At 72.4% G+C, this 24,508-nt stretch carries 22 protein-coding genes; 17 read left to right on the top strand and 5 right to left on the bottom strand.

The features are described 5' to 3' along the window. Positions 1-99: 99 nt before the first annotated feature. Positions 100-798 (top strand): Crp/Fnr family transcriptional regulator, encoded by a 699-nt coding sequence (locus tag BJ965_RS22060; protein ID WP_184910241.1) that lies wholly within the window; start codon positions 100-102, stop codon positions 796-798. A gap of 5 nt (positions 799-803) precedes the next feature. Here BJ965_RS22060 and BJ965_RS22055 read toward each other — a convergent pair whose 3' ends face one another. Continuing rightward, positions 804-1,328: a Pycsar system effector family protein gene (locus BJ965_RS22055; protein WP_184910240.1), complete on the bottom strand. Its 525-nt coding sequence runs from the start codon at positions 1,326-1,328 to the stop codon at positions 804-806. 346 nt (positions 1,329-1,674) lie between these two features. On the opposite strand from BJ965_RS22055, the gene BJ965_RS22050 reads away from it, so the two are divergent. The 10 genes from BJ965_RS22050 (at position 1,675) to BJ965_RS22005 (ending at position 12,051) form a co-directional block, all read left to right on the top strand. Beyond that, the gene (locus tag BJ965_RS22050; RefSeq protein WP_184910239.1) at positions 1,675-2,421 is read left to right on the top strand and encodes a hypothetical protein; all 747 of its coding nucleotides are present in this window, start codon (positions 1,675-1,677) and stop codon (positions 2,419-2,421) included. 18 nt (positions 2,422-2,439) lie between these two features. Then, positions 2,440-4,635 (top strand): hypothetical protein, encoded by a 2,196-nt coding sequence (locus tag BJ965_RS22045; RefSeq protein WP_184910238.1) that lies wholly within the window; start codon positions 2,440-2,442, stop codon positions 4,633-4,635. A 5-nt stretch (positions 4,636-4,640) separates the two neighbouring features. Beyond that, on the top strand, positions 4,641-6,164 hold the full coding sequence (locus tag BJ965_RS22040; protein WP_246545944.1) for a hypothetical protein: 1,524 nt from the start codon (positions 4,641-4,643) through the stop codon (positions 6,162-6,164). Next, a complete protein-coding gene (locus BJ965_RS22035) occupies positions 6,154-7,518 on the top strand; it encodes a DUF4407 domain-containing protein (protein ID WP_184910237.1) in 1,365 nt (454 codons plus the stop codon). The genes BJ965_RS22040 and BJ965_RS22035 overlap by 11 nt, the downstream gene beginning before the upstream one ends. 247 nt (positions 7,519-7,765) lie before the next feature. Further along, positions 7,766-8,443 carry a glycoside hydrolase family 11 protein gene (locus BJ965_RS22030; protein WP_184910236.1) on the top strand — a complete coding sequence of 226 codons (678 nt, stop codon included), beginning with the start codon at positions 7,766-7,768 and terminating at the stop codon, positions 8,441-8,443. After that, positions 8,440-9,111, top strand: coding sequence for a polysaccharide deacetylase family protein (locus BJ965_RS22025; protein ID WP_184910235.1), 672 nt, complete (start codon positions 8,440-8,442; stop codon positions 9,109-9,111). Before BJ965_RS22030 ends, BJ965_RS22025 begins: the two co-directional genes overlap by 4 nt. Positions 9,112-9,261: 150 nt before the next feature. Beyond that, on the top strand, positions 9,262-9,747 hold the full coding sequence (locus BJ965_RS22020) for a hypothetical protein (protein WP_184910234.1): 486 nt from the start codon (positions 9,262-9,264) through the stop codon (positions 9,745-9,747). Between the two features lie 129 nt (positions 9,748-9,876). After that, positions 9,877-10,686, top strand: a complete 810-nt coding sequence (locus BJ965_RS22015) for an SAM-dependent methyltransferase (protein WP_184910233.1) — start codon at positions 9,877-9,879, stop codon at positions 10,684-10,686. Between the two features lie 139 nt (positions 10,687-10,825). Beyond that, positions 10,826-11,509 carry a hypothetical protein gene (locus tag BJ965_RS22010; protein ID WP_184910232.1) on the top strand — a complete coding sequence of 228 codons (684 nt, stop codon included), beginning with the start codon at positions 10,826-10,828 and terminating at the stop codon, positions 11,507-11,509. A gap of 56 nt (positions 11,510-11,565) precedes the next feature. After that, positions 11,566-12,051 (top strand): MarR family winged helix-turn-helix transcriptional regulator, encoded by a 486-nt coding sequence (locus BJ965_RS22005; protein ID WP_184910231.1) that lies wholly within the window; start codon positions 11,566-11,568, stop codon positions 12,049-12,051. Here the strand turns inward: BJ965_RS22005 and BJ965_RS22000 are convergent. Further along, positions 12,040-13,236 carry an MFS transporter gene (locus BJ965_RS22000; RefSeq protein ID WP_184910230.1) on the bottom strand — a complete coding sequence of 399 codons (1,197 nt, stop codon included), beginning with the start codon at positions 13,234-13,236 and terminating at the stop codon, positions 12,040-12,042. The genes BJ965_RS22005 and BJ965_RS22000 overlap by 12 nt on opposite strands. A gap of 76 nt (positions 13,237-13,312) precedes the next feature. Here BJ965_RS22000 and BJ965_RS21995 point away from each other — a divergent pair, with 76 nt between their 5' ends. The 3 genes from BJ965_RS21995 (at position 13,313) to BJ965_RS21985 (ending at position 15,773) form a co-directional block, all read left to right on the top strand. Continuing rightward, positions 13,313-14,305 (top strand): ArsR/SmtB family transcription factor, encoded by a 993-nt coding sequence (locus BJ965_RS21995; protein WP_184910229.1) that lies wholly within the window; start codon positions 13,313-13,315, stop codon positions 14,303-14,305. A gap of 9 nt (positions 14,306-14,314) precedes the next feature. Beyond that, a complete protein-coding gene (locus BJ965_RS21990; protein ID WP_246545943.1) occupies positions 14,315-14,818 on the top strand; it encodes a glutathione peroxidase in 504 nt (167 codons plus the stop codon). 70 nt (positions 14,819-14,888) lie between these two features. Beyond that, positions 14,889-15,773, top strand: a complete 885-nt coding sequence (locus BJ965_RS21985; protein ID WP_184910228.1) for a MerR family transcriptional regulator — start codon at positions 14,889-14,891, stop codon at positions 15,771-15,773. A 105-nt stretch (positions 15,774-15,878) separates the two neighbouring features. Here the strand turns inward: BJ965_RS21985 and BJ965_RS21980 are convergent, their stop codons facing one another. The 3 genes from BJ965_RS21980 to BJ965_RS21970 form a co-directional block, all read right to left on the bottom strand. Then, positions 15,879-16,070: a DUF397 domain-containing protein gene (locus tag BJ965_RS21980; protein ID WP_184910227.1), complete on the bottom strand. Its 192-nt coding sequence runs from the start codon at positions 16,068-16,070 to the stop codon at positions 15,879-15,881. Positions 16,071-16,264: 194 nt separating this feature from the next. Then, on the bottom strand, positions 16,265-17,122 hold the full coding sequence (locus tag BJ965_RS21975; protein WP_184910226.1) for a helix-turn-helix domain-containing protein: 858 nt from the start codon (positions 17,120-17,122) through the stop codon (positions 16,265-16,267). Positions 17,123-17,372: 250 nt separating this feature from the next. Beyond that, complete coding sequence (locus tag BJ965_RS21970; RefSeq protein ID WP_030849719.1) at positions 17,373-18,128, bottom strand: GOLPH3/VPS74 family protein; 756 nt, start codon at positions 18,126-18,128, stop codon at positions 17,373-17,375. 236 nt (positions 18,129-18,364) lie between these two features. On the opposite strand from BJ965_RS21970, the gene BJ965_RS21965 reads away from it, so the two are divergent. The 3 genes from BJ965_RS21965 to BJ965_RS21955 all read left to right on the top strand — a co-directional run bounded on the left by BJ965_RS21965 (position 18,365) and on the right by BJ965_RS21955 (position 24,496). After that, the gene (locus tag BJ965_RS21965) at positions 18,365-21,217 is read left to right on the top strand and encodes a D-alanyl-D-alanine carboxypeptidase (RefSeq protein ID WP_184910225.1); all 2,853 of its coding nucleotides are present in this window, start codon (positions 18,365-18,367) and stop codon (positions 21,215-21,217) included. A 160-nt stretch (positions 21,218-21,377) separates the two neighbouring features. Next, entirely contained in the window at positions 21,378-23,288 is a 1,911-nt protein-coding gene (locus tag BJ965_RS21960) for an MFS transporter (RefSeq protein ID WP_184910224.1), read from the top strand. A 92-nt stretch (positions 23,289-23,380) separates the two neighbouring features. Continuing rightward, a complete protein-coding gene (locus tag BJ965_RS21955) occupies positions 23,381-24,496 on the top strand; it encodes an ADP-ribosylglycohydrolase family protein (RefSeq protein ID WP_184910223.1) in 1,116 nt (371 codons plus the stop codon). Positions 24,497-24,508: the final 12 nt, after the last annotated feature.

Below are 24,508 nucleotides of genomic sequence, written 5' to 3'. Positions count from 1 at the left end.
CGGGACACCGGACTTTCCCGTGTTCCGCATCCCCCGGCATGAACAGCGGGCAGGATGCACCTAGCTCGTGGTTCGCCGACCGGCCGGGGGGAGCCTGCCATGCCGTACGACTCCGTGGAGTGGCCCGCGCGCAGTCTGCTGGGGGCGGTGCCGTCCGAGGCGCGGCGGGAGCTGCTGGGCCTGGGGGTGCCGACGCGGTTCGAGGCCGGGAAGGTACTGATCGGCGAGGGCGCCCGCGACCGGCACCTGCTGGTGCTGCTGTCCGGCTTCGCCAAGGTGACGGCCCGGGTGGAGAACGGGGAGGAGTCCCTGCTGGCGGTGCGGGTCGGAGGGGACAGTGTCGGTGAGATGGCCGCGCTGGACGGGTCTCCGCGCTCGGCCACGGTGACCGCGTGCGGGCCGCTGAGCGCCCGGGTCGTCCAGCCGGCCGCCCTGCACGCCCTGCTGGCCAAGCGGCCTGAGGTGCATCTGGCCCTGACCGGGATCCTGGCCGAACGGCTGCGCTGGGCCAACCGCAGGCGCCTCGACTTCAAGGGCTACCCGGCGAAGGTACGGCTCGCCCGGCTCCTGGTGGAACTCGCGACCTTGTACGGCCGTCCCGTCGAGGGCGGCATGGTGCTCGGCTGCCGGCTCACCCAGCCCGAGCTGGCCGCGCTCACCGGCGCCGCCGAGACGACCGTCCACAAGGGGCTGCGCGACCTGCGCCGGGACGGGCTGCTGGAGACGGGCTACGGCTCCACGGTGATACGGGATCTGCACCGGCTCCGGGACATCGGCGACCTGCCACCGGAGGAGTGAGGCGGTCAGTCCAGCACCGGCCGCAGCACCACCAGCAGCCCCGCGCTGAGGCCCATCACCGCCGTGCAGACCACGGCCGCCGTGACGCACCGGTACTTGCGCACCGCCACCTGCGACAGGAACCGGATCGTCTGGGAGAGTTCCTTGCGCTCCTGGTCGGTGTCGCGGTCGCCGGAGCCGCGGGCGGGCAGGATGTCGGGGCCCTCGGCGAGGTGGACGAAGCTGTAGCGGTTGGCGCCGTCGGGGCGCAGGACCCGGGGGCGCAGGGTGGCGGCGAGGAAGCCCGCGCCGCCGAACATCGCGCACAGGAACAGGGCGAGCAGCAGACCGGCGGCGACGGCCGCCGGACCGTCCCCGGACGCGGCGCGCAGGGCCGGGGCGCTCCAGTAGCCGGCCGTGCCGACGAGCGCGGCCTGGGCGGCGGCGAGGATCCCGGCCTTGGTGTCGGCGTGCTGGTGGGTGGTCTGCAGGGCGCTGAACATGAACTGCGCGGGGCGGCTGTCGGGGCGGGTACCGGTGGACGACGGCATGCTGCTCCTTCTGGGGCCGGTGGGCTGTTCACCCTGTGGTGGGCCGGGTGCTTCCAGTACGCCCCGAAACCGGCCACGGAACCCGGGATTTCTGCGGGTTTTGGGACTTCGGCTGTCAGTCGTCGGCACCAACCGGCCGAACCCGTCCGTAACTTCATGCCACCGCTGTATGTTTCCGCACCTTTCCGCATCCCGTATTTCGACGGGGTTCCGGGCGGACGGCGCGTGTAGGACTGGCCTACCGGCGTCCGCCTCTGGGGGGAGCGGACGCCGGTGTCTGCCGGAGTGCGCCCTCAGATCCGATCCCGGGGTGCGGCTCCACTTTCAGTGAGCGGGGAGTTCAGGCATGGGAACGTTCGGTCGCAGACTGCTGCTGGCGGTCGACGCGAAAGGGTACGGCGGCGTCGATGTGGTGACGCAGCGCGAGTGGCAGGAGGCGATCCGGCGGCTGCTCGAAGAGGCGGCCCACGTGGCCGGGCTCGACTGGGATCAGTGGGTGACGCAGGTCGGCGGTGACTCCGTGTTCGCGGTTCTGCCGCAGGGGGCGTCCGAGCCCGCTCTGGTCGACCCGTTCATGCGGCAACTGGAGTCCGGCCTGCGCATGTTCAACCGCAACCGGCGCGACGAGGCCTGGCTGCGGTTGCGGGCCGCGGTGCACTTCGGCACCGCCTCGCCCGCGGCCAACGGCTTCGAGGGCCGCGCCCCGGTCGAGATCGGCCGGCTGCTGGACAGCAGGGTGCTGAGGGCGGCGCTGGCGGCGGCTCCGGAGGCGCACCTGGCGCTCGCGGTCTCGGCGACCGTCTTCAACGACGTGATCGGCGAGGCGTACACGACGATCCGGCCCCAGGAGTTCCGCGAGGTGCGCATCGCGGAGAAGGAGTACGCGGGGCGGGCGTGGATCCGGGTGCCGGGGTACGACGTGGAGCGCCTCGATCTCGGGGTCACCGGACCCGGCGCGGAAGGGGGCTCGGGGGGCGCGGGTGCTGCCGCCGTGCGCCCCCGGAGTACCCCAACTGCTCCGGGAGACACGGTAGTTCACGTCATCAACGGAACCGTCCACGCCCCGGGTGCCGTCTTCGGGATCTCCAAGTGACCTGAGTGACGGCCGAGGATGAACGAGCAACACGAGGAACACAGCGAGCACAGCGCCGCGCCCCGGCCCGAACCGGACGCGCACCACTCGGACGACGCGCCGGACCCCCCGGCCGCACGGACGCCGCCCGATCCGAAGCCGGAACCAGAAGCAGAACCGGAACCGGAACCGGAACCGGCGAGCACGGTCGAGCCCGAGCACCGGCAGGACCCACCCGACCCGGCGAAGCCGACGGCCCCCGCCGGCCCGCCCGGGCAGGTCCACCACAACAACGTCAACCAGTACTTCTACGGAGAACTCAACGCCTCCGGTGCCCAGTTCGGCCTCGGCACGGCCGGCTCCGACAACGCCCGCCGCCGCGCCGTGGGCCGCCTCGACGCGGGGGAAGCGGACGCGATCCTCGCGCCGTACGTCAAGCCCGCCTGCTTCGAGCAGGCCGTACTCGCCCTGGAGCAGGACGCGGTCGTGGTCCTGGTGGGGCCCCCGGGTTCGGGCAAGCGGTCCGGAGCGGTGGCGCTGGTCGACGCCCTCGCGGACGGGTCGGAGTACGTCGTGCTCTCCCCGGGCCGCAGCCTGGACGACCTCGCGAGCGGGAAGGTCGCCTTCGAGAAGGGCGTCGGCTACGTCCTGCTCGACCGGACGGGCGAGGACAGCTCCCAGACGGCGGACTTCGACTGGCGGCGCGTTCGCGACACCGTCCGCGAGCACGACGCCCACCTGGTCGTCACCACCGTGCACCCGGTCGACGGCGCTGTCGTGGAGTCCGTACGGCACGTGCCCTGGCACCTGCCGGACCTCACGGCCGTCCTGCGGGTTCGGCTGGCGCGGGCCGGGTGCGCCGAGGACACCGTGGAGCGGGCCGCGGCGCTGATGCCCGCAGGCTGCAGGATCGCGGAGGTCGCGGCGGCCGCCGGGCGGATCGCGTGCGGCGGGGCACCGGAGGAGGTCTGGCAGGACTACGGCAGCAGCGCGGCGCAGCCCGTGCGCGAGTGGTTCCTCCAGGAGCGCACGCCGCAGGAATGGGCCGAGGTCACGACGCTGGCCTTCGTCAACGGCGCCGGCTACCGGGACTTCGAGACCTGCCAGGAGCGGCTGGAGGGCTGGGTGGCCCCGGCGTTCCCGGAGCCCGTCACCGAGGAGGAGCAGCACGCGGCGGCCCGGCGCGCCGTGGACCGCCGGCTGTCGCTGTCGCGCAACGCGCTCGTCGCCGTGGAGGACCGCAAGAACGGCGCGCTCACCCGGACCGCGCTGGTCTTCCCGCATCCGCAGTACCGGCAGTGGGCCCTGGAGGAGCTGTGGACCAAGCGGTCCACGCCGTACTGGAACGGCGTACGGGACTGGCTCACCGAACTCGTCGCCGCCCAGCCCGGGCTGGGGCTCCAGCTGTCGGTGGCGCAGGGTCTGGCGCTGCTCGCCCGGCCCGCCTTCGACGAGGTCGCCGACAACTACCTGCACCCGTGGGCGAGCGGCACGGCCGGGCCCGCCGGGCAGTCGACGGCCACGCTGGTGCTGCAGTGCATGTGCCTGCACGAGAGCCTCGCCGCCACCGCGCTGGGTCTCGCCCGGGGCTGGGCCCGCTCCTACGACCCGGCGCTGCGCTCGACCGCGGCGGCCGCGTTCAGCGGCGCGCTGGGCGTGCGCTTCCCCACGGACGCCGTCACCCACCTGCTCCGGCTGATCGTCCGGCGCGGCGGGCTGCCCGTGGACGCGGCGTTCGCGCTGGCCGGGCTGGTCGCGGTGCTCGCGGAGTGCGGGCAGGACACCGGCGCGGTGCTCCGGCCGCTGGCCTACCGGCTGCGGCAGCAGCGCGAGACGCTGACCGGTCAGCCCAAGGAGAACATCCTGGGCGCCGCGATGACCGTCCTGCGTGCCCGGGACGCGCGGACCGAGCGGCTGGTGTGCGCCGCGCTGCTGGAGCGGGACGACCGGCAGACCACCACGATCGGCCAGGTGTGGGCGGGCGTCCTGGACAACCTGCCGCGCCGGGGCCGGGCCCTGGCGGCCCTGTTCGCCACCCTGCGCGAGCTGCCGGCCGTGTCCGAACATCCGGAGCGGCTGGCCGAGCGGTTCGGCCACGCCGTGGGCGCGGCCCTGCCGGCGGACGACCGTCCGCCGCTGGCCGGCGCGCTGCGGCAGGTCGCCGCCCGCGCCGACGAGGCGGTCACCGCCCTCGTCGAGATCTTCCTCACCGCCGTACTGAGCACGAAGGGCTGACAGGCATGGCTGAGAAATACCCGCTCGTCGAGCAGCGGGAGTACGGGCGGCCGGAGAAGCGCGGCGGCCTCTGGCGCAAGCGGACGACGCGCGGCGACGACGAGCTGCCCAAGGTGGCCGCCCACCAGGTGCGGGTCTTCCGGGTCGGCGAGGAGTACGTCGAGGACCACGGACAGCTGCGCGCCGACGACCCGGTGGTGCTCGACGCCAGCTCGGTCACCGTCGTGGACCGGCGTATCGAGGTCCCCGTCGTCGTGGAGACGCGGATCCCCTCGTCGGAGGCGGGTGACTTCACCGTGCGGGCCTGGTTCCACTGCACGGTCACCGACCCGTGCGCGGTCGTGCGCGACGGCGTGACCGACGTGGAGGCACTGCTGCTCTCGCATCTGCGCGAGGTGCCCGGCCTCACCGAGGACGGCAGCGACCTGCCCGTCGTCGAGACCGCCGCCGTGCGCAACCGGATCGACGCCCGGCTGACCGCGTACCACGAGATGCGGCCCTCCGTCGTGTCGGGGATCCGCGCCCGGCACGGGGTGATCGAGGTTCTGACGCCCGAGGAGATGTCCGCGTACGTCGCGGAGCTGGAGCGGACCCGCCGGGACCGCGAACGCGACCGCCAGCGGGAGGAGATGGAGCAGGAGGCGGCCCTGGACCGGGCCCTGCGCGAGGCCGAGCTGGAGCTGAAGCGCGAGGAGATCCGCAGCCTGCAGGCGGTGCGCAAGGAGCGCAACCGGCAGCAGGAGGAGACGCTGCGCACCGGCTACGAGCGCGAGTCCGGTGCCGATCAGCAGAACTACGAGCTGGAGATCGAGCGTCGGCGCAACCGTTTCACCAGGGCCGAGATCGAGGACGACATCAAGCTGATCGGTTCCGACCCGGTCGCCGCCGACTACCTCGCCTGGCGCAACGGCGACATCAGCGCCGACGAGCTGTCCCAGCGGCTGCACCAGGCCGAGGAGCGCTGGGACTCCCGCAAGGACGACCGGCTGCGCCTGGATCGGGACTACGAGCTCACCCGCCGCGGCCTGGACCGGGAGGACGAGCGCTGGAAGGTCGAACGTGACGACCGGCGCCAGGAGCTGACCCGCAAGGAGGAGCGGGAGGAGACCGCCGCCGAGCGGGAGGAGAAGGCCCGGCGCTGGGATCTGGAGCACCAGGACAGCCTGCGCCGGCGCATCGAGAAGCGCGAGGACGCCAAGGAACTCCAACGCGACCAGCACGAGCTGGCCAAGCAGCAGCTCACGGTGCGCGCCACCCTCGGCAAACAGGCCATCGACCGGGGCCTGTTCGACAGCACCATGTACGACGCGGGCGCCTTCATCAACAGCGTCGGCGACGTCCCGTACAACCAGACCACGCCACAGGGCGGCGGGCCCGGGGCTCCGCAGCAGGAGCTGAAGGGTGAGGTGAAGGGTGCGCTGCGCCGGGCGCCCGGACGGCCCGCCCCCGACACCGGAACCGCCGTGGACGACGACACCGACGTCGACGACTTCGACCCCGCGAACCAGGAGGGGAGCCTTGGCCACTGACACCCCGCTCCGCCCGGCCGACAGCGCCGCCTACGACGACGACCGGGGCGGCAGCCAGTCGCGCCCGGCGCCCCCGGCGTACGGCTGGGCCCCCCGGCTGCGCCGCCTCATCGGCATCGAGGAGGGTCTCCTCTCCTGGGTGCCTGAGGACCGTCCCCGCTACACCTGGTACGGCGCCCTCGTCGTCAACACGGCGCTGCTGGGCGCGATCTCGATGGTCCTGGCGCTCTCCAGCTTCCGCTCCGACCTGCCGTTGGCGGCGGTCCTCGGGGTGGCCGTGGTCTGGTTCTGGGTGATCCTGGCCCTGGACAGCTGGCTGGTCTCCAGCACCCACGGCACCGGAGTCCGCAAATGGACGCTCCTCGTCCGCTTCTTCCTCTCGGTGCTGCTGGGCCTGTTCATCGCCGAACCGATCCTCTTCCAGATCTTCGACAAGGAGATCCGCCAGGAGATCGCCGTCGGCAACGAGCAGCGGGTCGCCGACTACCGGGGCATGCTCGTCTCCTGCAACCCGACCGACGGCGCCGCCACCACCGGCCGCGCCGAGTGCGCCCGCTACCAGCTGAAGGTGGCGGGCTCCCCGGCGGAACTGGCCCGCCAGATCGACACCAACAGCGACCGTGCGGCAGCCCTGCGCACCCAGGTCGCCGGCATCAACAAGACCCTGAACGACAAGCTCGCCACGGAACAGCGCCTGTGCGGCCCGAAGTACTGGATCTGGCGGGGCGGCGTCCGGGACGTCACCATCACCTGCGAACGGGCCCGGAAGGCCACGTCCGAGTACGAGAAGAACAGCAAGGTCAAGACGTACGAGAAGCAGCTGGAGAACATGGTCGCGGAGGGCCGGACCCTGTCCGCCCGCAAGGACCGGGCCGCCGACGGCTACCAGCCCGCGCTCCAGAAGGCCATCGACGACAAGACCCGGCAGCGGGCCGCCGACCTGGACACCGACGGCATCCTCACCCGCGCCCACGGCCTCAAGGAGGTCGCCGAGTCGGACGGCTTCGCCCTCTTCCTGACGATCGTGCTGCACCTGCTCCTGCTCTGCCTGGACGCCATGCCCGTCCTCGCCAAGGTCCTCAGCGGCGCCACGGCCTACGACACCCTCCTCGGCGCCCGGCACCGCACGAGTCGCAAGCTGTACTCCGAGGAACTCGAGGTCCAGCAGACCTGCGCCCGCCTGGAGCACGACGTCCGTCGCCACCGCGTCCAGCTGGACACGGCCGACCGCATGAGCCGTCTGGACCAGGAGTACCAGCGGGCCCAGGCGGAGCGCGCGGTGGCGGAACGGGCGGAACTGGAGGCGAGGATGGAGCGGATCATGCGGACGCGTGGGACCAGCACCACCGTTTGATCCGGAAGTTCGGCGAAACATTCGACGACCGGAACTCTGCCCTCCGAACCTGCCGGGCAGAGTTCCCCTCACCTCTTGAACTCAAAACCCCACCGAACAGTACAAAACAACCCTCAGGCACTCCGTGTGGTCGGCGAATATTTCGCAATCGGCGTCGAAACCATTGACAGTTGACAGGGTCAGACCAACACTCCCGGGTGACAGAGCGCCTCCATCGACCCCCCGCATACGAGGAGGAAGCACCCCCATGACTCATGCACTCAGCCGCTTACGGCTGCTGCTCAGCAGCACCGTCACCCTGCTGCTGGTCGCCGTCGCCGCCCTCGCCCTGCCGGGCACCGCCCACGCCGACACCGTCGTCACCAGGAACCAGACGGGCACCGACAACGGCTACTACTACTCGTTCTGGACGGACGCGCCCGGCACGGTCTCCATGAACCTGTCCTCCGGCGGCAGTTACAGCACGTCCTGGCGGAACACCGGGAACTTCGTCGCCGGCAAGGGCTGGAGCACCGGCGCCCGCCGCACCGTGACCTACTCGGGCTCGTTCAACCCGTCCGGCAACGCCTACCTGACCCTGTACGGCTGGACGGCGAACCCGCTCATCGAGTACTACATCGTCGACAACTGGGGCACCTACCGGCCCACGGGCACCTACAAGGGCACCGTCACCAGCGACGGCGGCACGTACGACATCTACAAGACGACGCGGTACAACGCCCCGTCGGTCGAGGGCACGAAGACCTTCGACCAGTACTGGAGCGTGCGGCAGTCGAAGCGGACGGGCGGCACCATCACGACCGGCAACCACTTCGACGCGTGGGCCCGGGCCGGGATGCCCCTGGGCAACTTCAAGTACTACATGATCATGGCGACGGAGGGTTACCAGAGCAGCGGCAGCTCCAGCATCCGGGTCGGGTCGTGACGACGAAACGGGTGCTGGCCGTCCTCGCGGCGGCCGCGGCCCTCACCGTCCCGGCCGCCACGACCGCGACCGCCGCCCCGGCCCAGGCCGCCGCCTGCAACGGCTACGTCGGACTCACCTTCGACGACGGCCCGTCCGGCAACACCACGAAACTGCTCGGCGCGCTCCGGCAGAACGGCCTGCGGGCCACCATGTTCAACCAGGGCCAGTACGCGGCCGCCAACCCGTCCCTGGTCCGGGCCCAGGTGACGGCCGGCATGTGGGTCGCCAACCACAGTTACACCCACCCGCACCTGACCCGGCTGAGCCAGGCGCAGATCGACTCCGAGATCTCCCGCACCCAGCAGGCCGTCGCCAACGGGGGAGGCGGCACACCGAAACTGTTCCGCCCCCCGTACGGCGAGACCAACGCGACGGTGAAGTCGGTCGCGGCCCGGTACGGCCTGACCGAGATCATCTGGCACGTCGACTCCCAGGACTGGAACGGCGCGAGCACCGACGCGATCGTCCAGTCCGCAGCCCGCCTCACCAACGGCCAGGTCATCCTCATGCACGACTGGCCGGCCAACACCCTGGCGGCCATCCCCCGCATCGCCCAGACCCTGGCCTCCCGAGGCCTGTGCGCGGGGACGATCTCCCCGCAGACGGGCCGCGCGGTCGCCCCCTGAGAGCCCGTGGCGCGGCGGCCACCGCCGCCGCGCCACGGGTCGTTCCGGCGGGGCGGCCCGGGGCGGGCGACGTGCGGACACATGAACGCACGTCGTACTTGAGTACGCGTGCTCATGACGCCCCCGGCACCGCACCCCGATCCTGGGCGTATGACGAATCGGGGAATCGTGGCGGCCGGGGCCGCGCTCGTCGGCGGAGTGCCGGTGGCGGCCTGGGGGCTGATGGGGCAGCAGAACTACGCCGGGCTGCCGGCGAGTGAGCTGGACTACGCGTTCCGGCCGTGGGACATCGGGGACGGCGTGGCCGCCGTCGCCGGGGGGCTCGGGCTGGTGCTGGCGGTGGCCGGTGCGGTGGTGCTCGTGCGGAGCTCCCTGCGCGGGGCGCTGGACGGGCGGTGGTGGGGGGTGCTCGGGCCGTTGGTGGCGCTGGGGCTCATGGCCGGTGTGGGGTGGCGGATCCTGACCGCCGGGGGCATCGGAGCCAACATCGGAGCCGGGCTGCTCATCATCTTCGGTACGCCGATCGCCGCCGGGCTGCTGCTGTGGTCCCTGGCATGGGCGTTCTGGCTGGTCACCCAGGGCCGCGGGCACGACAGTGGCGGCGAGTTGGGCGGCATCGCCTCCCGCGGGGTGTAGCACCAGCGGGCCGTGGCCGAAACCCCACGGCGGGCCGGCCCCGGGGAGTGGCAACATCCGTACTCCTCCTGGAAGTTCGCCTAGGTTGGTGGGCCGGTGTCCCTTCCCCGCCCCCCAGGAGGCCCCGCCGTGTCCGACGACAGCCCGCGCGACCGCATCGACACCTCCAAGCCGCACTCGGCCCGCTTCTGGAACTACTTCGTCGGCGGCAAGGACAACTACGAGGTCGACCGCGAGATCGGCGACCAGATCAAGTCGATCTTCCCGGGCCTCGTCGACGTGGCGGTCACGAGCCGCCGGTTCCTGGGGCGGGCCGTCGGCCATCTCGCCGGTGAGCAGGGCGTACGCCAGTTCCTGGACATCGGCACCGGGCTGCCGACGGCCGACAACACGCACGAGGTCGCCCAGCGCGTCGCACCCGACGCCCGGATCGTCTACGTCGACAACGACCCCATCGTGCTGGCCCACGCCAACGCCCTGCTCACCAGCACCCGCGAGGGCAGGACCGCGTACCTGGACGCCGACCTGTACGACCCCGAGGCCGTCCTGAAGGCCGCCGCCGGCACGCTCGACCTGTCCCGGCCGGTCGGCCTGATGATCCTCAACACCCTCGGCCACGTCGCCGACTACGAGCAGGCGCGTGAGCTGGTGCGGCGGCTCATGGCCGGGCTGCCGTCCGGCAGCCACCTGGTGATCAGCGACAGCACCGCGACCAGTGAGGGCATGATCGCCGCGTCGGAGGCGTACAACGCGAGCGGGGCGGTGCCGTACTACGTCCGGCCGGTCGCGGAGATCGCCGGGTTCTTCGACGGGCTGGAGCTGGTGGAGCCGGGCGTGGTGAGGGTTTCCGAGTGGCGGCCTGAGATTTCCGGTGATGCCGGTTCCGGGGTCGGTTCCGATGCCGTGGACGCGTACTGCGGGGTGGGGCGGAAGGCGTAGGCGCGTGGTCCGGTGCGGCGGGGTGGGGGCCGATCGCGCAGTTCCCCGCGCCTCCGGGAGGGCGCCTCGGGCCAGTCCCCTGTCACCCGTCCGGGCCGGTCGCCTCAGCTCTCCACCGCCCTCACGGGATAATCAGGACATGCCCGACGCTCCCGCCGTCCCCGAGCCCATCGGTCGGCTTCTCGGTGATCTGCTGGCGGTGGGTGAGGCCTACTCCCTCGTCCTCGCCGGCGGGTACGCGGCGCTGGCGCACGGGCTGGTGGAGCGGACCGGGCCGGACGTGGACGTGGCCACCGAGCACCCGGCCGCGCTGGAGGGCGTCGCGGACGCCGTCCGGAGCGGGCTGGTGGGGCGCGGCTGGATGGTGCAGACCCTGGAGGCCGGGCCACTGTCCGCCCAGTTCCTCGTGACCGACGCGCCGAGCGGTGTGGAGTGCGAGGTCGCCCTCCACAAGGAGGTGCTGTGGCGCCCGCCCGTGGAGACGGAGCTCGGGCCGGCGCTCTCCCTCGACGACCTCGTCGGCACCCGGGTGCGGGACCTGGCCGACCGCGGTCTCGCGCGCGACCTGGTCGACGTCCGGGCCGCCTCGGCCCGTTGGAGCCACCCCGAACTCGAGGAGCTCGGCCGCCGCCACGCCCCCGACACCTTCGACCTCACCGACCTCCAGGCCCGGCTGACCGGCACGGAATGGCTCGACGACAGGGCGTTCACCGTGCAGGGCCTCGACGGACCGTCCGTCGCCGGGCTGCGCCGCTGGGCCCAGGAGTGGGCCGACGACATCGCGGAACGGCTCATCGAGGGCGAGGCCCCCGCCGAGGAGTGACGCAGGAGCGACCCGCACGCCCCGTGCGTGGACCTACCGGTCGGTACCCTGAGCCGATGGGGAACGGGGCAGCCGGGCAGGTGGGGGTCGTCGCCGCGCTGGTGCGCGCGGCGTTCCTGGTCGACGGTGTGTACGCGGAGGCGAGCCGGGCGTACGGACTGACGCCGCAGCAGGGGCAGTTGCTGTGCGTGCTGATGCCCCAGCCGTACGGGATGAGCGAGCTCGGCGAGACGCTCGGGCTGGCGAAGTCCAGCCTGACCGGGCTGGTGGACCGGACGGTGCGGCGCGGACTGGTACGGCGGGAGGGCGACCCGCGCGACGGGCGGGCCGTGCGGGTGGGTCTGACGGACGAAGGGGCCGCGCTCGCCGAGAAGTTCTACGCCGAGACCTGCCGTCGCATGGAGGCACTGCCGTCCGGGCTGAGCGGCGCGGAGCGGGACCGGCTGGCCGTCCTGCTGTCGCGGGTCGTGGCGGACAACGAGGTTCCCGAGGTGTTCGTGGAGGCCGGGACGGCGTCGGTCCTCGGCGGCTCACCCTCCTGAGCCGGTCGCGCAGCTCACCGTCCTGAGCTCCTCCCGCTTCCCCGCACGCATCAGCAGGACCGTCACTCCCGCCGACCCCACGGCCATCATCGTCATCGCCTGGGCGGGGGAGGTGAGTTGGGCCAATGATCCCGCCAGTGCCGCCGCGGCCCCCTGCGTCGTGAGCATCCCCGCCGAGTGCAGTCCCAGGGCGTGCCCCGACAGTTCGTCGGGGGTGAGGGCCACCAGTCGTTCCTGCTGCACGAGGCTCGCGCCGAACCCCACGGAGGCCAGTGTCACCGCGGCCGCCGCGAGCGGAAGCGCCGGGTGCAGGAGGAACGGCACGTACGGGACGGCCAGGAGCAGCAGGAGCGGGAAGCCGAGGCGGGGGCGCAGAGGCGGGGGGAGGACGCGACCGACCAGCACGTCACCGGCGAGCATGCCCAGCGCCGCGCAGGCGAACAGGGTGCCCGCGGAGTCGGGGGCGTAGGAGACGTAGAGGGATTCGCAGCCGACGACCAGGCCGTTGGGGATCCACAGGGCCAGATAGACCTGGCGGCGGGGCGGGGAGGACCAGAGCAGCGCGTTGGCGCGCCAGGTCGCCGACACCGAGGGGCGGCCCGTCGTGCGGGGCGGGCGGCGGGTCAGGCCGAACCGGACGACGACGGCCGCCACGACGTACAGGGCGGCGGCGGCCAGCAGGGCCGGCCGCGGGGACAGCAGGGCCACGAGGGCGCCGCCGGTCGCGTAGCCGGCGATCTGCATGAGGCCGCTCATCATGTTGAACACCGAGCGGCCGAGCAGATAGCCGTCCTTGGAGAGGACCTCGTTGAGCAGACCCCAGCGCACTCCCCCGCCCACGGACTCCGCCAGCCCTTTGGCGAGGACGACGGCGAAGAGGCCCCAGAGGGGCAGGCCGGGCAGGGCCAGGGCGGCGGTGGCCGCGGCGAAGAGCAGGGGCAGGGCCGTCAGGGCCGCACGCGGGGGCAGCCGGTCGGCGGCGGAGAGCAGGAAGGTCGCGCCCAGCACCTGCACCAGCGAGGAGCCGAACATGCTCACCGCGGACAGCAGCGGTGACTCGGTCGCCCGGTAGACCAGGGTGCCCAGGGCCAGTCCGCCCATGGTCTGGGCGACCGTCTGCGCCGACGCGGCCAGGAAGAACGGGGTGAATTCGGGCGTGCGGAACAGATCGCGGTAGCTGCGCATACGCGGAGTCTTCGACGCCCCTGTCCGCGTGGTTATTGTTTCGCGCAGACGCGAAACCTCGGGGAGGGGGCGGCCCGTGGGCTGGTGGCAGATCAACGCCGACACCCTGGCCGGGAGCCGGTTCGTGATCTCGCCGTTCGCCGAGGCCTTCGCGAGTCTGCGGCTGCTGCACGGGGCCGAGGCGGCGCATCCCGGCGAGCGGCGGTGGCTCGACGCCCATCTGCCGGACTACCGGCGGCGCCTCGCGCGGGACCCGGTGACCGCGCAGCTGGTCCGTGCCGGGATCGGACGGGAGTGGACGGCCGACTTCCTCTCCCCCGCCCCGCGCGACGGGGAGACCTTCGAGCAGGGGGTGGGGCGGGTGCGGGCGGCCGATCCGCAGTCGGCCCGCGCCGACCTCACCGTCTCGCTGCGCGGCCCGGTTCCGGCCCGGCTGTACCGGGGCGACCTGCCGGAGCGCGCCGCGGACCTGCTGACGTGGGTCTGGACCACGGCCGTGCTGCCGTACTGGCCCCAGCGCCGGCGCGTCCTGGAGGCCGATGTGGTCGCGCGGACCGCGCAGGTCAGCCGGGGCGGCTGGGCGAGCGCGCTGGACACGTTGCGGCCGGGCACGCAGTGGCTCGGGGAGAACCGGCTCCAGGTGAACGCGCACGAATACCCGCCGCGCGAGCTGTCCGGGGCCGAGCTGGTGTTCGTGCCCATCACGACGCAGCGCATCGGCTGGGTGGCCTGGGAGGGCACGGACCGGTACGCCCTGGTCTACCCGTGCGCCGGGGCGCTCGCCGACCCCGGCGGCAGGCCCGTGCCCGCGAGCCTCGGCGCGCTGCTCGGCACCGCCCGTGCCGGGGTGCTGGTCCGGCTCGGTTCGCCGCTGAGCACCAGCCAGCTGGTCGCCGTGACCGGGCAGGGTCTCGGCTCGGTCGGGCGGCATCTGCGGGTGCTGCTGGACGCTGGTCTGGTGGAGCGGCGACGGGCGGGCAGGTCGGTGCTGTACTCGCGGACGGCGGCGGGGCAGGTCCTGGTGGAGGCCACCGAGGCCCGCAACCGGTCCGGCACCCGGCGGAGCTAGGGTCTGCTCATGACGACTACCAACGGTTCCTCTCCCCTCGACGTCGAGATCGGTGCGCTGCAGGGTGGCCCGGCCGACCTGTCCCAGTACGCGGGCAAGGCGGTGCTCGTGGTGAACGTCGCCTCCAAGTGCGGCCTGACCCCGCAGTACACGGGCCTGGAAAAGCTCCACGAGCAGTACGCCGGGCGCGGTTTCAGCGTCCTCGGTGTGCCCTGCAACCAGTTCCTCGGGCAGGAGCCCGGCAGCGCCGACGAGATCGCGGAGTTCTGCTCGGCCACGTACGGCGTGACGTTCCCGATGACCGAGAAGGTCGAGGTGAACGGCGAGGGCCGGCACCCGCTGTACGAGCGCCTGACCGGCTTCGCCGACGCCGAAGGGCACAGCGGCGACATCCGCTGGAACTTCGAGAAGTTCCTCATCGGCCGCGACGGGCAGGTCGTCGCCCGCTTCTCGCCGCAGACCGAGCCGGACGCGGCCGAGGTCGTGGCGGCGATCGAGGCCCAGCTGGCCTGACGGCCCGCTGCTTGACCTTGCCCCTGGGTCAGGCCCGAGCGTCCTCGTCATCGGGCGGAAGAGCCGCCCGGTGACGGAGGATGCCGTGGTGGACGGACCGGAACGGAACCTGGAGCTGCTCACCATCGGGGCGTTCGCCGCGCGCGCCCGCCTGTCGGCCAAGGCCCTGCGGCTGTACGACCGGCTCGGCCTGCTCGCGCCGGCGCACGTCGACGAGGTGACCGGCTACCGCTACTACCGCGTCGGCCAGGCCGAACGGGCCCGGCTCGTGGCCATGCTGCGGCAGCTGGACATGCCGCTCGCCCGGATCGCCGAGGTGGTCGAGGCGGGCGACGGGGCCCGGGCCGCCGAGCTGCTCGGCGCGTACTGGGCGGATGTCGAGGCGCGGGTGGCGGGGCAGCGGACGCTCGCCGAGTACCTCCGTGGACGGCTGTCGGGGAGGAGCTCCGAGATGCACGGGAAGTTCGCGGTCGAGACGGTGGAGACACCTGCGCAGGTGGTGATCTCCGAGAAGCGGCACACGCTGGCGGACGAGCTGCCGGCGTGGATCGGGGCGGCGCTGGGCCGGCTGGAGGAGGCGGCCCGGGAGTGCGGGGGCGTGGCCGGGGTGCCGTACGTCGCCTATCACGCGGAGGTGTCGATGGAGAGCGACGGGCCCGCGGAGGCGTGTGTGCCGGTGGCCGACGAGGCGGCGGCCCGGGCGTGGGCGGAGCGTCGGGGGCGGGCGTGGGAGACGGCCGTGCGGGTGGAGCCGGCCCGGCGGCTGGCGTACACCAGGATCACCAAGGCGCAGGTGGCGTACCCGCAGATCCTGGCCGCGTTCGAGGCGGTGGAGGAGTGGGTGGAGGCGCGGGGGCTGACGGCGACGGGCCCTTGCCGGGAGCTCTACTTCGCGGACTGGGCGGCGACGGGGCCCGGGGACCCGGTGTGTGACGTGGCGTTCCCGGTGAGCTGAGCTCCCTCAGGGATCTCCGGGCACGAGCGGAGCCCTCTCGGCAAGGACGGCGATGCTGGTCGAGAGGGCTCTGTCGGTGGTGCTTGTGGCGCTGTGATCGCGGGGTCAGGCCTTGACCGAGGCCACGAAGGCGCTCCACGCGTCGGCGGGAAACGCCAGCTTGGGACCTTCGGGGACCTTGGTGTCCCCGAGCTCCAGGGCCTCGTCGACGGTCGACCTGACCATCACGCATGCGCCGTTGTTGTTGGTGTAGGAGGACGTCGTCCACGTTTCCGTGGCGCCCAGACGAATTGCCATGTTCGCTCCGTTGCCAGTTGCGTTTACGCCAACCTGTGCTGGTGGTTGGCGTGATCGACGCTACTCGCCAACATCCTCGTTCGGAGCAGTCATTCACTCGACTGGATGGCATATTCCAGAGGACACTTCCAGTCAGGCGTGTCACGGGTGTAACATCCCGCGCTTTGCCCGACGGAAGGTCATCCGGCGGCGGCTCAGCGCGCGTAGTCCTTCGCGACGTTCTCGATGAGCTGCCGGGACTGGTCCACGTTGAGCGACTGGGCGCGCAGGTGCTCGTACATCACCGTGTACTTCTGCACGTCGAGCGGCTTCTCCAGGTACAGGTCGCTCGTGACGCCCTCGATGTAGACCACGCTCGAGTCGGCCGCGTCGGCGAACTCCAGGATCGAGTACTGGCCGTTGATGCCCGCGTGCGCGCCGACCTCGAACGGCAGGACCTGCACGGTGATGTGGGGCAGCTGCGACATCTCGATGAGGTGCTCCAGCTGCTCGCGCATCACCGGCCGGCTGCCGACGATCCGGTGCAGGGACGCCTCGTCCAGGACCACCCACAGCCGCAGCGGTTCGGTGTCGGCGGTGATCCGGCCCTGGCGGCGCAGCCGGACCTCGACCCGCTTGTCGTTGTCGGCGTCCGAGGCCTCGGGCGAACCACCGCGGATGATGGCCTCGGCGTACGCCCGGGTCTGCAACAGGCCGGTGATGATCTGGGGTTCGTAGACCCGCAGCGACTCGGCGTCCGTCTCCAGGCCGATGTAGACGCTGTAGGGGATGTCCCCGAAGGCGTGCCACCAGCCCTGCTGCCGGGAGTCCTTGGCCATCTGCATCAGCGAGTCGACGATGCGCTGGTCCTCGACCTCGTAGACCCCGCACAGGTCGCGGACGTCGCGCTGGCTGATGCTGCGCCGGCCGTTCTCCAGCCGGCTGATCTTCGACTGCGACACCAGCAGCCGCTCGGCCACCTCTTCGGCCGTCATGCCCTTGAGCTCACGGAGCCTGCGGAGCTCCTGGCCCAGCCGGCGCCGCCTGACGGTGGGATTGACATTGGACGCCACGGGACGTGCACCTCCGGCTGCGTGCCTCTACTTTGCGTATCTGCTGTTGAGCAGACTGCCACCAAGGTGCTTACTACCGCTGGGAAACGGTGGATATGCGACGGGTACACGCCAGTTCGGGCACGGCACGCCGAGCGGGGCGGAGAGAGTGTGTGCTCTCTCCGCCCCGCTCGGACAGCGGCTCCCGTGACCGGGTCGGTGGGTCCCGTGGTGCGTGGTCCGGTCGTAGGTCGTGCGGGTGCGGCGCGGCTCAGTGGGCCGCGACGCGCGCCATGCTCCCGTGGCGCGGTTGCATCGGAACGCCTCGGGCGGGCTCCGCTGCGGGCCTGGTGCCGCCGGCGGCCTGACGGCCGGACGGTGCCGGGTTGCGGCGCGGCTGGGCCGCGACGCCGTTCTGGACGTCCATCACCGCGTGCGCGACGAGACCGCCCATGGGGTCGTGCCTGATCAGGTCCCTGAGCCGGGAGCGAGAGGAGCGTCCCTCGTTGCCCGGGTACAGGTGCTTGCCGAGGCCGACCGCGTGGGCGAGGGCGGCGAGTGCCGCGGTCCGCGGGTCCGGCGGGACGCCGGTGCGGATCGCGGAGTCCAGCCGGGCCTTGATCTCCCGGCTGATCTCGGTGTCCGTCGCCTGGTAGCGAGTCGTCGGCAGCACCCCGCACATCTGGCCCGCCACGGCATGCACCATGCCGCACCGCTCCAGATGCGAGAGGTAGGTCTGGCGCAGCCCGAGACGCGGCCCGCCAATCCAGTTCACCGCACGTACGGGAGCGCCACGCCTTCGCAGCAACTCCAACGCGCAGTCCAAAGTTGGATCTCCAGTCGGCCGTGGGGCCACCACGGCGATACGATCCCCGTCTGGGGCTATCCGTCCGGCCAGCGCCAGCTCCACTAGCTGCGCTCCGGCCAGACCGAGGTCGAGCGACTGCGGCTGTGCGGTGGTACCCGTGGTCGGGTCCAACGCCAGCAGCAGAAGCTCCTCCGGAAGTGTTCTGCGGCTCCTGCCCATCCATGCCTCCCCGCGTGGATGAAAGACAGGGTGACCCCTCTCACATTGGTCTGTCGAGGGTGCGTGACCGGTTCGTAGTGGAACCAGTAGGTATGTCGTTCTCGTCTACCGGATGGGTTTGGCCCGCACACAGGACACTGGTACATGGTTCGGACAGCGCCGGAGCGGTGTCACGGGCGGCGGTTCACGGTTCGGTACGCGCACGCGGGGATCAGCGGCGCGAGGAGGAGGCATCGGTGGCGGGCGAGTCCCCCGACAGGTCGAAGCAGCGCGAGTCGTCGGCACGAAGGACGTCGGGGAGCGCGAGTCCGGTTCCGGAGGCCAGGAGTGAAGCGGCCGACCCGCGGCTCGCGGTCGCCCGGGACGCGGAGAGGTCCTCGGCACGAGGCGGTGCCGATACGGCGACGCGCGTGCTGTCCACACGCACGGCCCAGGAGCCGAAGAACACCGGGCGCGCCGCGGGCGACTCGGAGCCGGAGGACGACGCGGACCGGGGCGAGAGCGACTCGGACACGGAGAGCACCGCGGGCGACACCGGGCGGGCTGCGGGTGCCGCGGACCCCGAGGGGGCCGAGAGCGACTCGGGCACCGAGGGCGCGGCGGACGCGGCCGACGGCGCCGCGGGTGACGCCGGGCGGTCCGGGAGCGGCTCGGACGCCGAGGACGCGGACGAGTCCGCCGAGCGCGGTGCGAGTGATGACTCGGACGCCGAGGGGGACGTGAGCGACTCGGGCACCGAGGAGGCCGCGGCTGACGCCGGGGAGGGCGCTTCCGGCTCCTCCGAAGGGTCCGAGGAGTCCGGGACCGACAAGGAGGCCGCCGACGCCGAGGGCAGCGACGGGCGGCTGCGGGATGCCGTCGCCGCGTGGGTCGCCTCGGCGGACGGGGGCGAGGAGTCCGCCGCCGCCAAGGGTGACGCCAAGAACGCCAAGGACGCCCGAGAGGCCGCCGAGCGCACGGACGAGCCCGCCGAGGCCGACACGGACACCCAGGAGGCCGGGAAGGCCGCAGGGGCGTCAAAGGCCCCGTCGGACACCGAGGACGCCGAGGACGCCGAGGACACCGAGGACACCGAGGACGCCGAGGACGCCGAGGACGCCGAGGACGCGGACAACGGCGCGGACGACTCCGACGACCGCCGCGAGGCTAGGCGCGACAAGGTGGCCCAGGACGCCGCGGACGACGCCGACGAGCCCCAGGCGGACCGTTCCGCCAAGGGCGGCAGCACCGGCACCGCCGGGGCCGACGAGGAGACCGGCGACGGCGCCTCCAAGCCCGCCGACCCGCGGGTCTCCGGCGACGCCAAGGCCGAGTCGAAGGCCCCCGCGGCCAAGACGGCACCCAAAGCCGCCGCCCCCAAGACCGCCGACGCCGAGAACGACGCCGCCGAGACCAAGGCCCCGGACGAAGGCCCCAAGTCGAGCGAGCCGGACAAGGCTGACGGCTCGACCGACGACGACGCCCCCGCCGAACGCCCCGTCGACCAGCCCACCGCCGTCTTCAAGACCCTGCGGCCGCCGGTCGATCAGCCCACCACCATGCTGAAGCTCGGGGGCGCGGCCAAGGACCTCCCGAAGTCGGACCTCCCGAAGACGGACGCTCCGAAGAAGGACGCCCCGAAGAAGGACGCTCCGAAGAAGGACGTCCCGGAGAAGGACGTCCCGGAGAAGGACGCCGAGCGGACCAGCAAGTTCGTCGCGCTCAAGCCCCTGGACGACCCGGCGGCGAAGAAGCCCGTCGCCCCGGCCGAAGCCACCGCGCCCGTCCCCACCGTCGGCCCCGAGCGGACCACGCAGCAGCCGCTGCCGCCCAGGCCGCCGCTGGATCTGCTGGCCGAGCTGACCAACACCCCGCCGCCCCCGGAGACCCCGCTGCGGACGGCGGCCCGGCGGGTGAAGATCTGGACGCCGCTGGTGCTGCTGCTGGTCGTCGTCTTCGCGGTCGTGCAGAGCGTGCGCCCGCTCCCCGCCCCCACCCTCGAACTGACCGCCAAGGACAGCTACACCTTCGAGGGCGGCAAGGTCGACATCCCCTGGCCCACCGACGGCCAGGCCGCGCTGGACGTCCAGGGCATCGGCACGTTCGGGTCCTCCGGCGAGCAGAAGCCCGTCCCGATCGCGAGCGTCGCCAAGGTCATGACCGCCTACGTCATCCTGCGCGACCACCCGCTCAAGAGCGGTGAGGACGGCCCGAAGATCCTGATCGACCAGGCCGCGCAGGACCAGTCCGACGCCGGGCAGGAGTCCACCGTCGACGTCACCAAGGGCGACAAGATCACCGAGCGGGAGGCCCTGGAGAGCATCCTGATCGCGTCCGCGAACAACGTGGCGCGACTGCTCGCCCGCTGGGACGCGGGATCCGAGAAGGCGTTCGTGCAGAAGATGAACGACGCCGCCAAGGACCTCGGCATGAAGAACACGACGTACACCGACCCGTCGGGCCTGAACAACACGACCGTCTCCACGGCCGTGGACCAGGTGAAGCTCGCCAAGGCCGCCATGCTCCAGCCGGCGTTCCGCGAGGTCGCGACGATGATGTCGTACGTCGACTACAAGCAGAAGAAGCACGACAACTGGAACCGCCTGGTCGGCTACAACGACGTCACCGGCATCAAGACCGGCACCACCACCTCGGCGCTCGGCAACCTCGTCTTCTCGGCCAGGAAGGACGTGAACGGTGAGGTCCACCGGATCATCGGCGCGGTCGTGCGCCAACCCGCCGGCGGCCCCGACAACACGATCCTGGGCGCCGCGCTCCACGAGGGCGACAAGCTGATCCGGGCCGCGCAGGGCGCGCTGGAGTCGGCGACGATCCTGAAGAAGGGCGACGTCGTCGGATACGCGGACGACGGTCTCGGCGGCCGTACGCCGGTCGCCGTCACCGAGGACGTCACGGCCGTCGGCTGGGCGGGCCTGTCCGTCAAGCTGACGTTCGCCGGTGACGACCTGCCGCACACGGCCAAGGCCGGCACGAAGGTGGGCACGCTCACCGTCGGTGACGGCACGACCAGTGCCGTGAAGGTCCCGGTCGCCCTCCAGAAGGACCTGGCGGAGCCGGGCTTCGCGGCCAAGCTCACGCGCCTCGGCTGACCCCGGGGCGGTCGCACCACCGCACTCCGCCGGCGACGGCCCGTCCGGGCGCTGACCGGCGGGGTGCGTGCTAGCGTCCCGAACCGGGACAGGTCGCCGCTCGCGGCGGCGCGGCAGCGGAAGCCGAGAACAGAAGACGGGACACGGGGAGTGCCTTCGAGTGGCCACTGCGGAGCCGACACGCGCAGACGACGCCGAACCGGGCTCGGTACCAGGCCCGCGAATACGCCTGCCCGAAACACCGGAAGGCGAGACGCCGGAACGCGAGACGCCGGAAGACGAGACGCCGGAGGCCGTCCCGGCAACTGAAGGCGGCGGCCGTGACAGCGGCTCGCGGTTCGAGTGGCCCGCCCCCGTCCTGGCGCTGCGTGAGCGCATGCTGCGGCATCCGGTCCTGTCCGTCACGGGCCTGGCCGCGGCGCTGCACATCCTCTGGTTCTTCACGTTCGCGAACAGCGGCGGCGATCTGGCCGCGCAGGACGCGTGGGCCGAGTTCGTCGGCCGGCACCCGGACTCGGCGTACAACCTCGCCTGGTACGGCGGCATGCACCCGGTGTCGTACAGCGTGGTGTCGCCGTATCTGATGTCGGTGCTCGGCGTGCGGACGACGATGATGATCGCGGGGACGGTCTCCGCCGGTCTGCTGACCCTGCTCCTCCTGCGCAGCCGCTCCGTGCTCAACCCCCTGTGGGCGTCGATGGCGGGCGTGTTCGGGCTGTTCTGCAACGCGGTGTCCGGGCGGGTGACGTTCGGTCTCGGCATGATGTTCGCGCTCGGCGCGGTCGCCGTCGTGTTCTGCTGGCCGTACCGGTGGCGGTACAAGCGCTGGGCGAAGGCCCTGAGCGCGGCGCCGCTGGCCGCGCTGGCCACCATGGCGTCGCCGGTCGCGGGCCTGTTCGTGGGTCTGGTGGCGGTGGCCCTGTTCCTGCAGAAGCGGCGGCCGGGCGCGTGGGCGCTGGGTCTGGCGCCGAGCGCGGTGGTGGCGGTGTCGGCGTGGCTGTTCCCGTTCTCCGGCACGCAGCCGATGATGATCGGCTCGGTGCTGCTGCCGCTGGCGTTCTCGGTCCTCGCCTATGTGCTGGTGCCGCAGGACTGGAAGACGGTCCGGCTCACGGCCGCCGTGTACGGCCTGGGGGTCGTGCTGGTGTGGCTGATCAGCTCCCAGATCGGGTCGAACATCACCCGGCTGGCGATGCTGTTCGCCGGGGTCGCGCTGGTCGCCGCGCTGCCGTTCACGGTGCCGCGCAGCCGCAAGTGGTACGCGGCCGTCGTGGCGCTCTGCGGTTTCGGCGTATGGATCGGCTTCAAGACGGTCGACGACATCGTGCACACGGCGCCCGCGGCGTCCTGGTCCCGTGAGCTCGCGCCGCTCGTCAACGAGTTGCAGGAGGTCGGCGCCGAGAAGGGCCGGGTCGAGGTCGTCCCCGCCCGCTCCCACCGCGAGGCCTCCGCGCTCGCCCCGTACGTCAATCTGGCCCGCGGCTGGAACCGCCAGGCCGACATGGAGCGCAACCCCCTCTTCTACGACGACACCCTCAACTCGGCGAACTACCACGAGTGGCTGAAGCGCTGGGCGGTGCACTACGTCGTGCTGCCGAAGGGCGAGCCGGACGGTGACGGGGGTCAGCGGGAGCGGGCGCTGGTGCGGCGCGGGCTGCCGTATCTGACCCAGATCTGGGGCAACGACACCTGGCAGCTGTTCAGGGTGACCGCCCCGACCCCGCTGGCCGAGCCGAACGCCGTGGTCGACCGGGCCGAGCAGGGCGAGATGGTCCTCCAGGTGAAGAAGGCGGGCCGGGTCCTGGTCCGTATCCCGTACTCGCCGTGGCTGAGCATCGTCGACGCGGAGGGCAAGAGCCTGAAGCCGCCGCAGGAGACGGAGGAGTCCCGGAGCCGTCCCGAGGATGAGCCGAAGACGTATGTGAACGTCAACGGCTGCCTGGCGGAGACGGAGGAGGACGCGCAGGGCGACAAGTGGACGGAGCTGCTGGCCCCGAAGGCCGGGACGTACCGTCTGGCGGCGCCGTACCAGTTCCCCCGGGGCACGCCGTGCCCGGAGGAACTGCGCTGAACCGGTCCGTCGCTCCCCTCTGAACCCCTCGTTCCCGTTCGATTACAGTGCTGAGCTGTCGTACGTGTGAACGGTGCCCCGGGGAGGTCTAGGTGGGTGCGACTGCCGGCGCCGTCTGGGGCCGTACAGAGCAGCAGGACTTCCGCAGCCGGGTGCGCGGGACCCTCCTCGGCGTGGCCGTGGGAGACGCGCTGGGCACGCCGGTCGACGGGCTGACGGTCGACGCCGTTCGGGAGGCGCACGGGGCGGAGGGCCTGGTGGACCTGGCCCCCGCCTACGGCAGACGCGGCGCGGTCACGCACCTCACCCAGCTCACCCTGTTCTCCGTCGACGGGCTGATCCGAGCCCAGGTCAGGCGGGACACCGGCGCCTGGCATCCGCCGACCGACCTGCACCGGGCGTATCTGCGCTGGGCCGCCACGCAGCGCGACTGGGGGCCCGACGAGCGCCGCAAGGAAGACGGGTGGCTGGCGCGGGAGGAGTGGCTGTACGCGCGCCGGGACCCCAGCCGCGCCCTGCTGCTGGGGCTCGGCGACGAGACCATGGGGACCCCGGAGGCGCCCAAGAACCCCGGGGAGGCCGGGGCCGAGGCCGCCGCCCGGTCGGCCCCGTTCGGGCTGCTCGTGGGCTGGGAGCCGCAACTGGTCGTCCAGCTCGCCGTGGAGTGCGCCGCGCAGACCCACGGCCATCCCACGGCCTCGCTCGCGGCGGGTGCGTACGCCGTGATCGTGCATGCGCTGGCGTTGGGCGAGAGCCTCGACGCGGCCGTGCAGCGGGCCTTGGGACTGCTGGCCGTCCGGCCGGCGCACCAACCGGTGTCGGACGCGCTGCAACATGCGCTGGGCGCGGTGCGGCAGGGCATGCCGGGCCCGGAGCGCGTGGCCGAGCTGAGCGGGGCGGGTACGGCGGAGGGACTCGTGGCCGCCGCCGTGTACTGCGCGCTGGTCGCGGCGGACGTCCGGCACGGGCTGTGCCTCGCGGTGAACCACGACGGCCCGTCCGCCACCACCGGCGCGCTGACCGGCGGCCTGCTGGGTGCCCTGCACGGAGAGACGGCCCTGCCGCCGGCCTGGCTGGCCGAGCTGGAGGGCCGCCCCACCATCCTGGAACTCGCCGACGACTTCGCCATGGAGATGACCCAGGGCCCGGCCCTGCACGGCCCGGCCGGCTCGTCGCCGGGGTGGCTCGCCCGCTACCCGAGGGCCTGAGCCCGCGTCGCC

It is taken from the genome of Streptomyces luteogriseus (assembly GCF_014205055.1).
Classification (GTDB): Bacteria; Actinomycetota; Actinomycetes; order Streptomycetales; family Streptomycetaceae; genus Streptomyces; species Streptomyces luteogriseus.
This window is presented reverse-complemented; position numbering and strand designations above follow the sequence as displayed.

What these genes read in the sequence shown, in the direction of transcription:
- BJ965_RS22060 (WP_184910241.1), top strand. Translation starts at nt 100, where the DNA reads ATGCCGTACGACTCCGTGGAGTGGCCCGCGCGCAGTCTGCTGGGGGCG.
- BJ965_RS22055 (WP_184910240.1), bottom strand. Translation starts at nt 1,328, where the DNA reads ATGCCGTCGTCCACCGGTACCCGCCCCGACAGCCGCCCCGCGCAGTTC.
- BJ965_RS22050 (WP_184910239.1), top strand. Translation starts at nt 1,675, where the DNA reads ATGGGAACGTTCGGTCGCAGACTGCTGCTGGCGGTCGACGCGAAAGGG.
- BJ965_RS22045 (WP_184910238.1), top strand. Translation starts at nt 2,440, where the DNA reads ATGAACGAGCAACACGAGGAACACAGCGAGCACAGCGCCGCGCCCCGG.
- BJ965_RS22040 (WP_246545944.1), top strand. Translation starts at nt 4,641, where the DNA reads ATGGCTGAGAAATACCCGCTCGTCGAGCAGCGGGAGTACGGGCGGCCG.
- BJ965_RS22030 (WP_184910236.1), top strand. Translation starts at nt 7,766, where the DNA reads ATGACTCATGCACTCAGCCGCTTACGGCTGCTGCTCAGCAGCACCGTC.
- BJ965_RS22020 (WP_184910234.1), top strand. Translation starts at nt 9,262, where the DNA reads ATGACGAATCGGGGAATCGTGGCGGCCGGGGCCGCGCTCGTCGGCGGA.
- BJ965_RS22010 (WP_184910232.1), top strand. Translation starts at nt 10,826, where the DNA reads ATGCCCGACGCTCCCGCCGTCCCCGAGCCCATCGGTCGGCTTCTCGGT.
- BJ965_RS22005 (WP_184910231.1), top strand. Translation starts at nt 11,566, where the DNA reads ATGGGGAACGGGGCAGCCGGGCAGGTGGGGGTCGTCGCCGCGCTGGTG.
- BJ965_RS22000 (WP_184910230.1), bottom strand. Translation starts at nt 13,236, where the DNA reads ATGCGCAGCTACCGCGATCTGTTCCGCACGCCCGAATTCACCCCGTTC.
- BJ965_RS21990 (WP_246545943.1), top strand. Translation starts at nt 14,315, where the DNA reads ATGACGACTACCAACGGTTCCTCTCCCCTCGACGTCGAGATCGGTGCG.
- BJ965_RS21980 (WP_184910227.1), bottom strand. Translation starts at nt 16,070, where the DNA reads ATGGCAATTCGTCTGGGCGCCACGGAAACGTGGACGACGTCCTCCTAC.
- BJ965_RS21970 (WP_030849719.1), bottom strand. Translation starts at nt 18,128, where the DNA reads ATGGGCAGGAGCCGCAGAACACTTCCGGAGGAGCTTCTGCTGCTGGCG.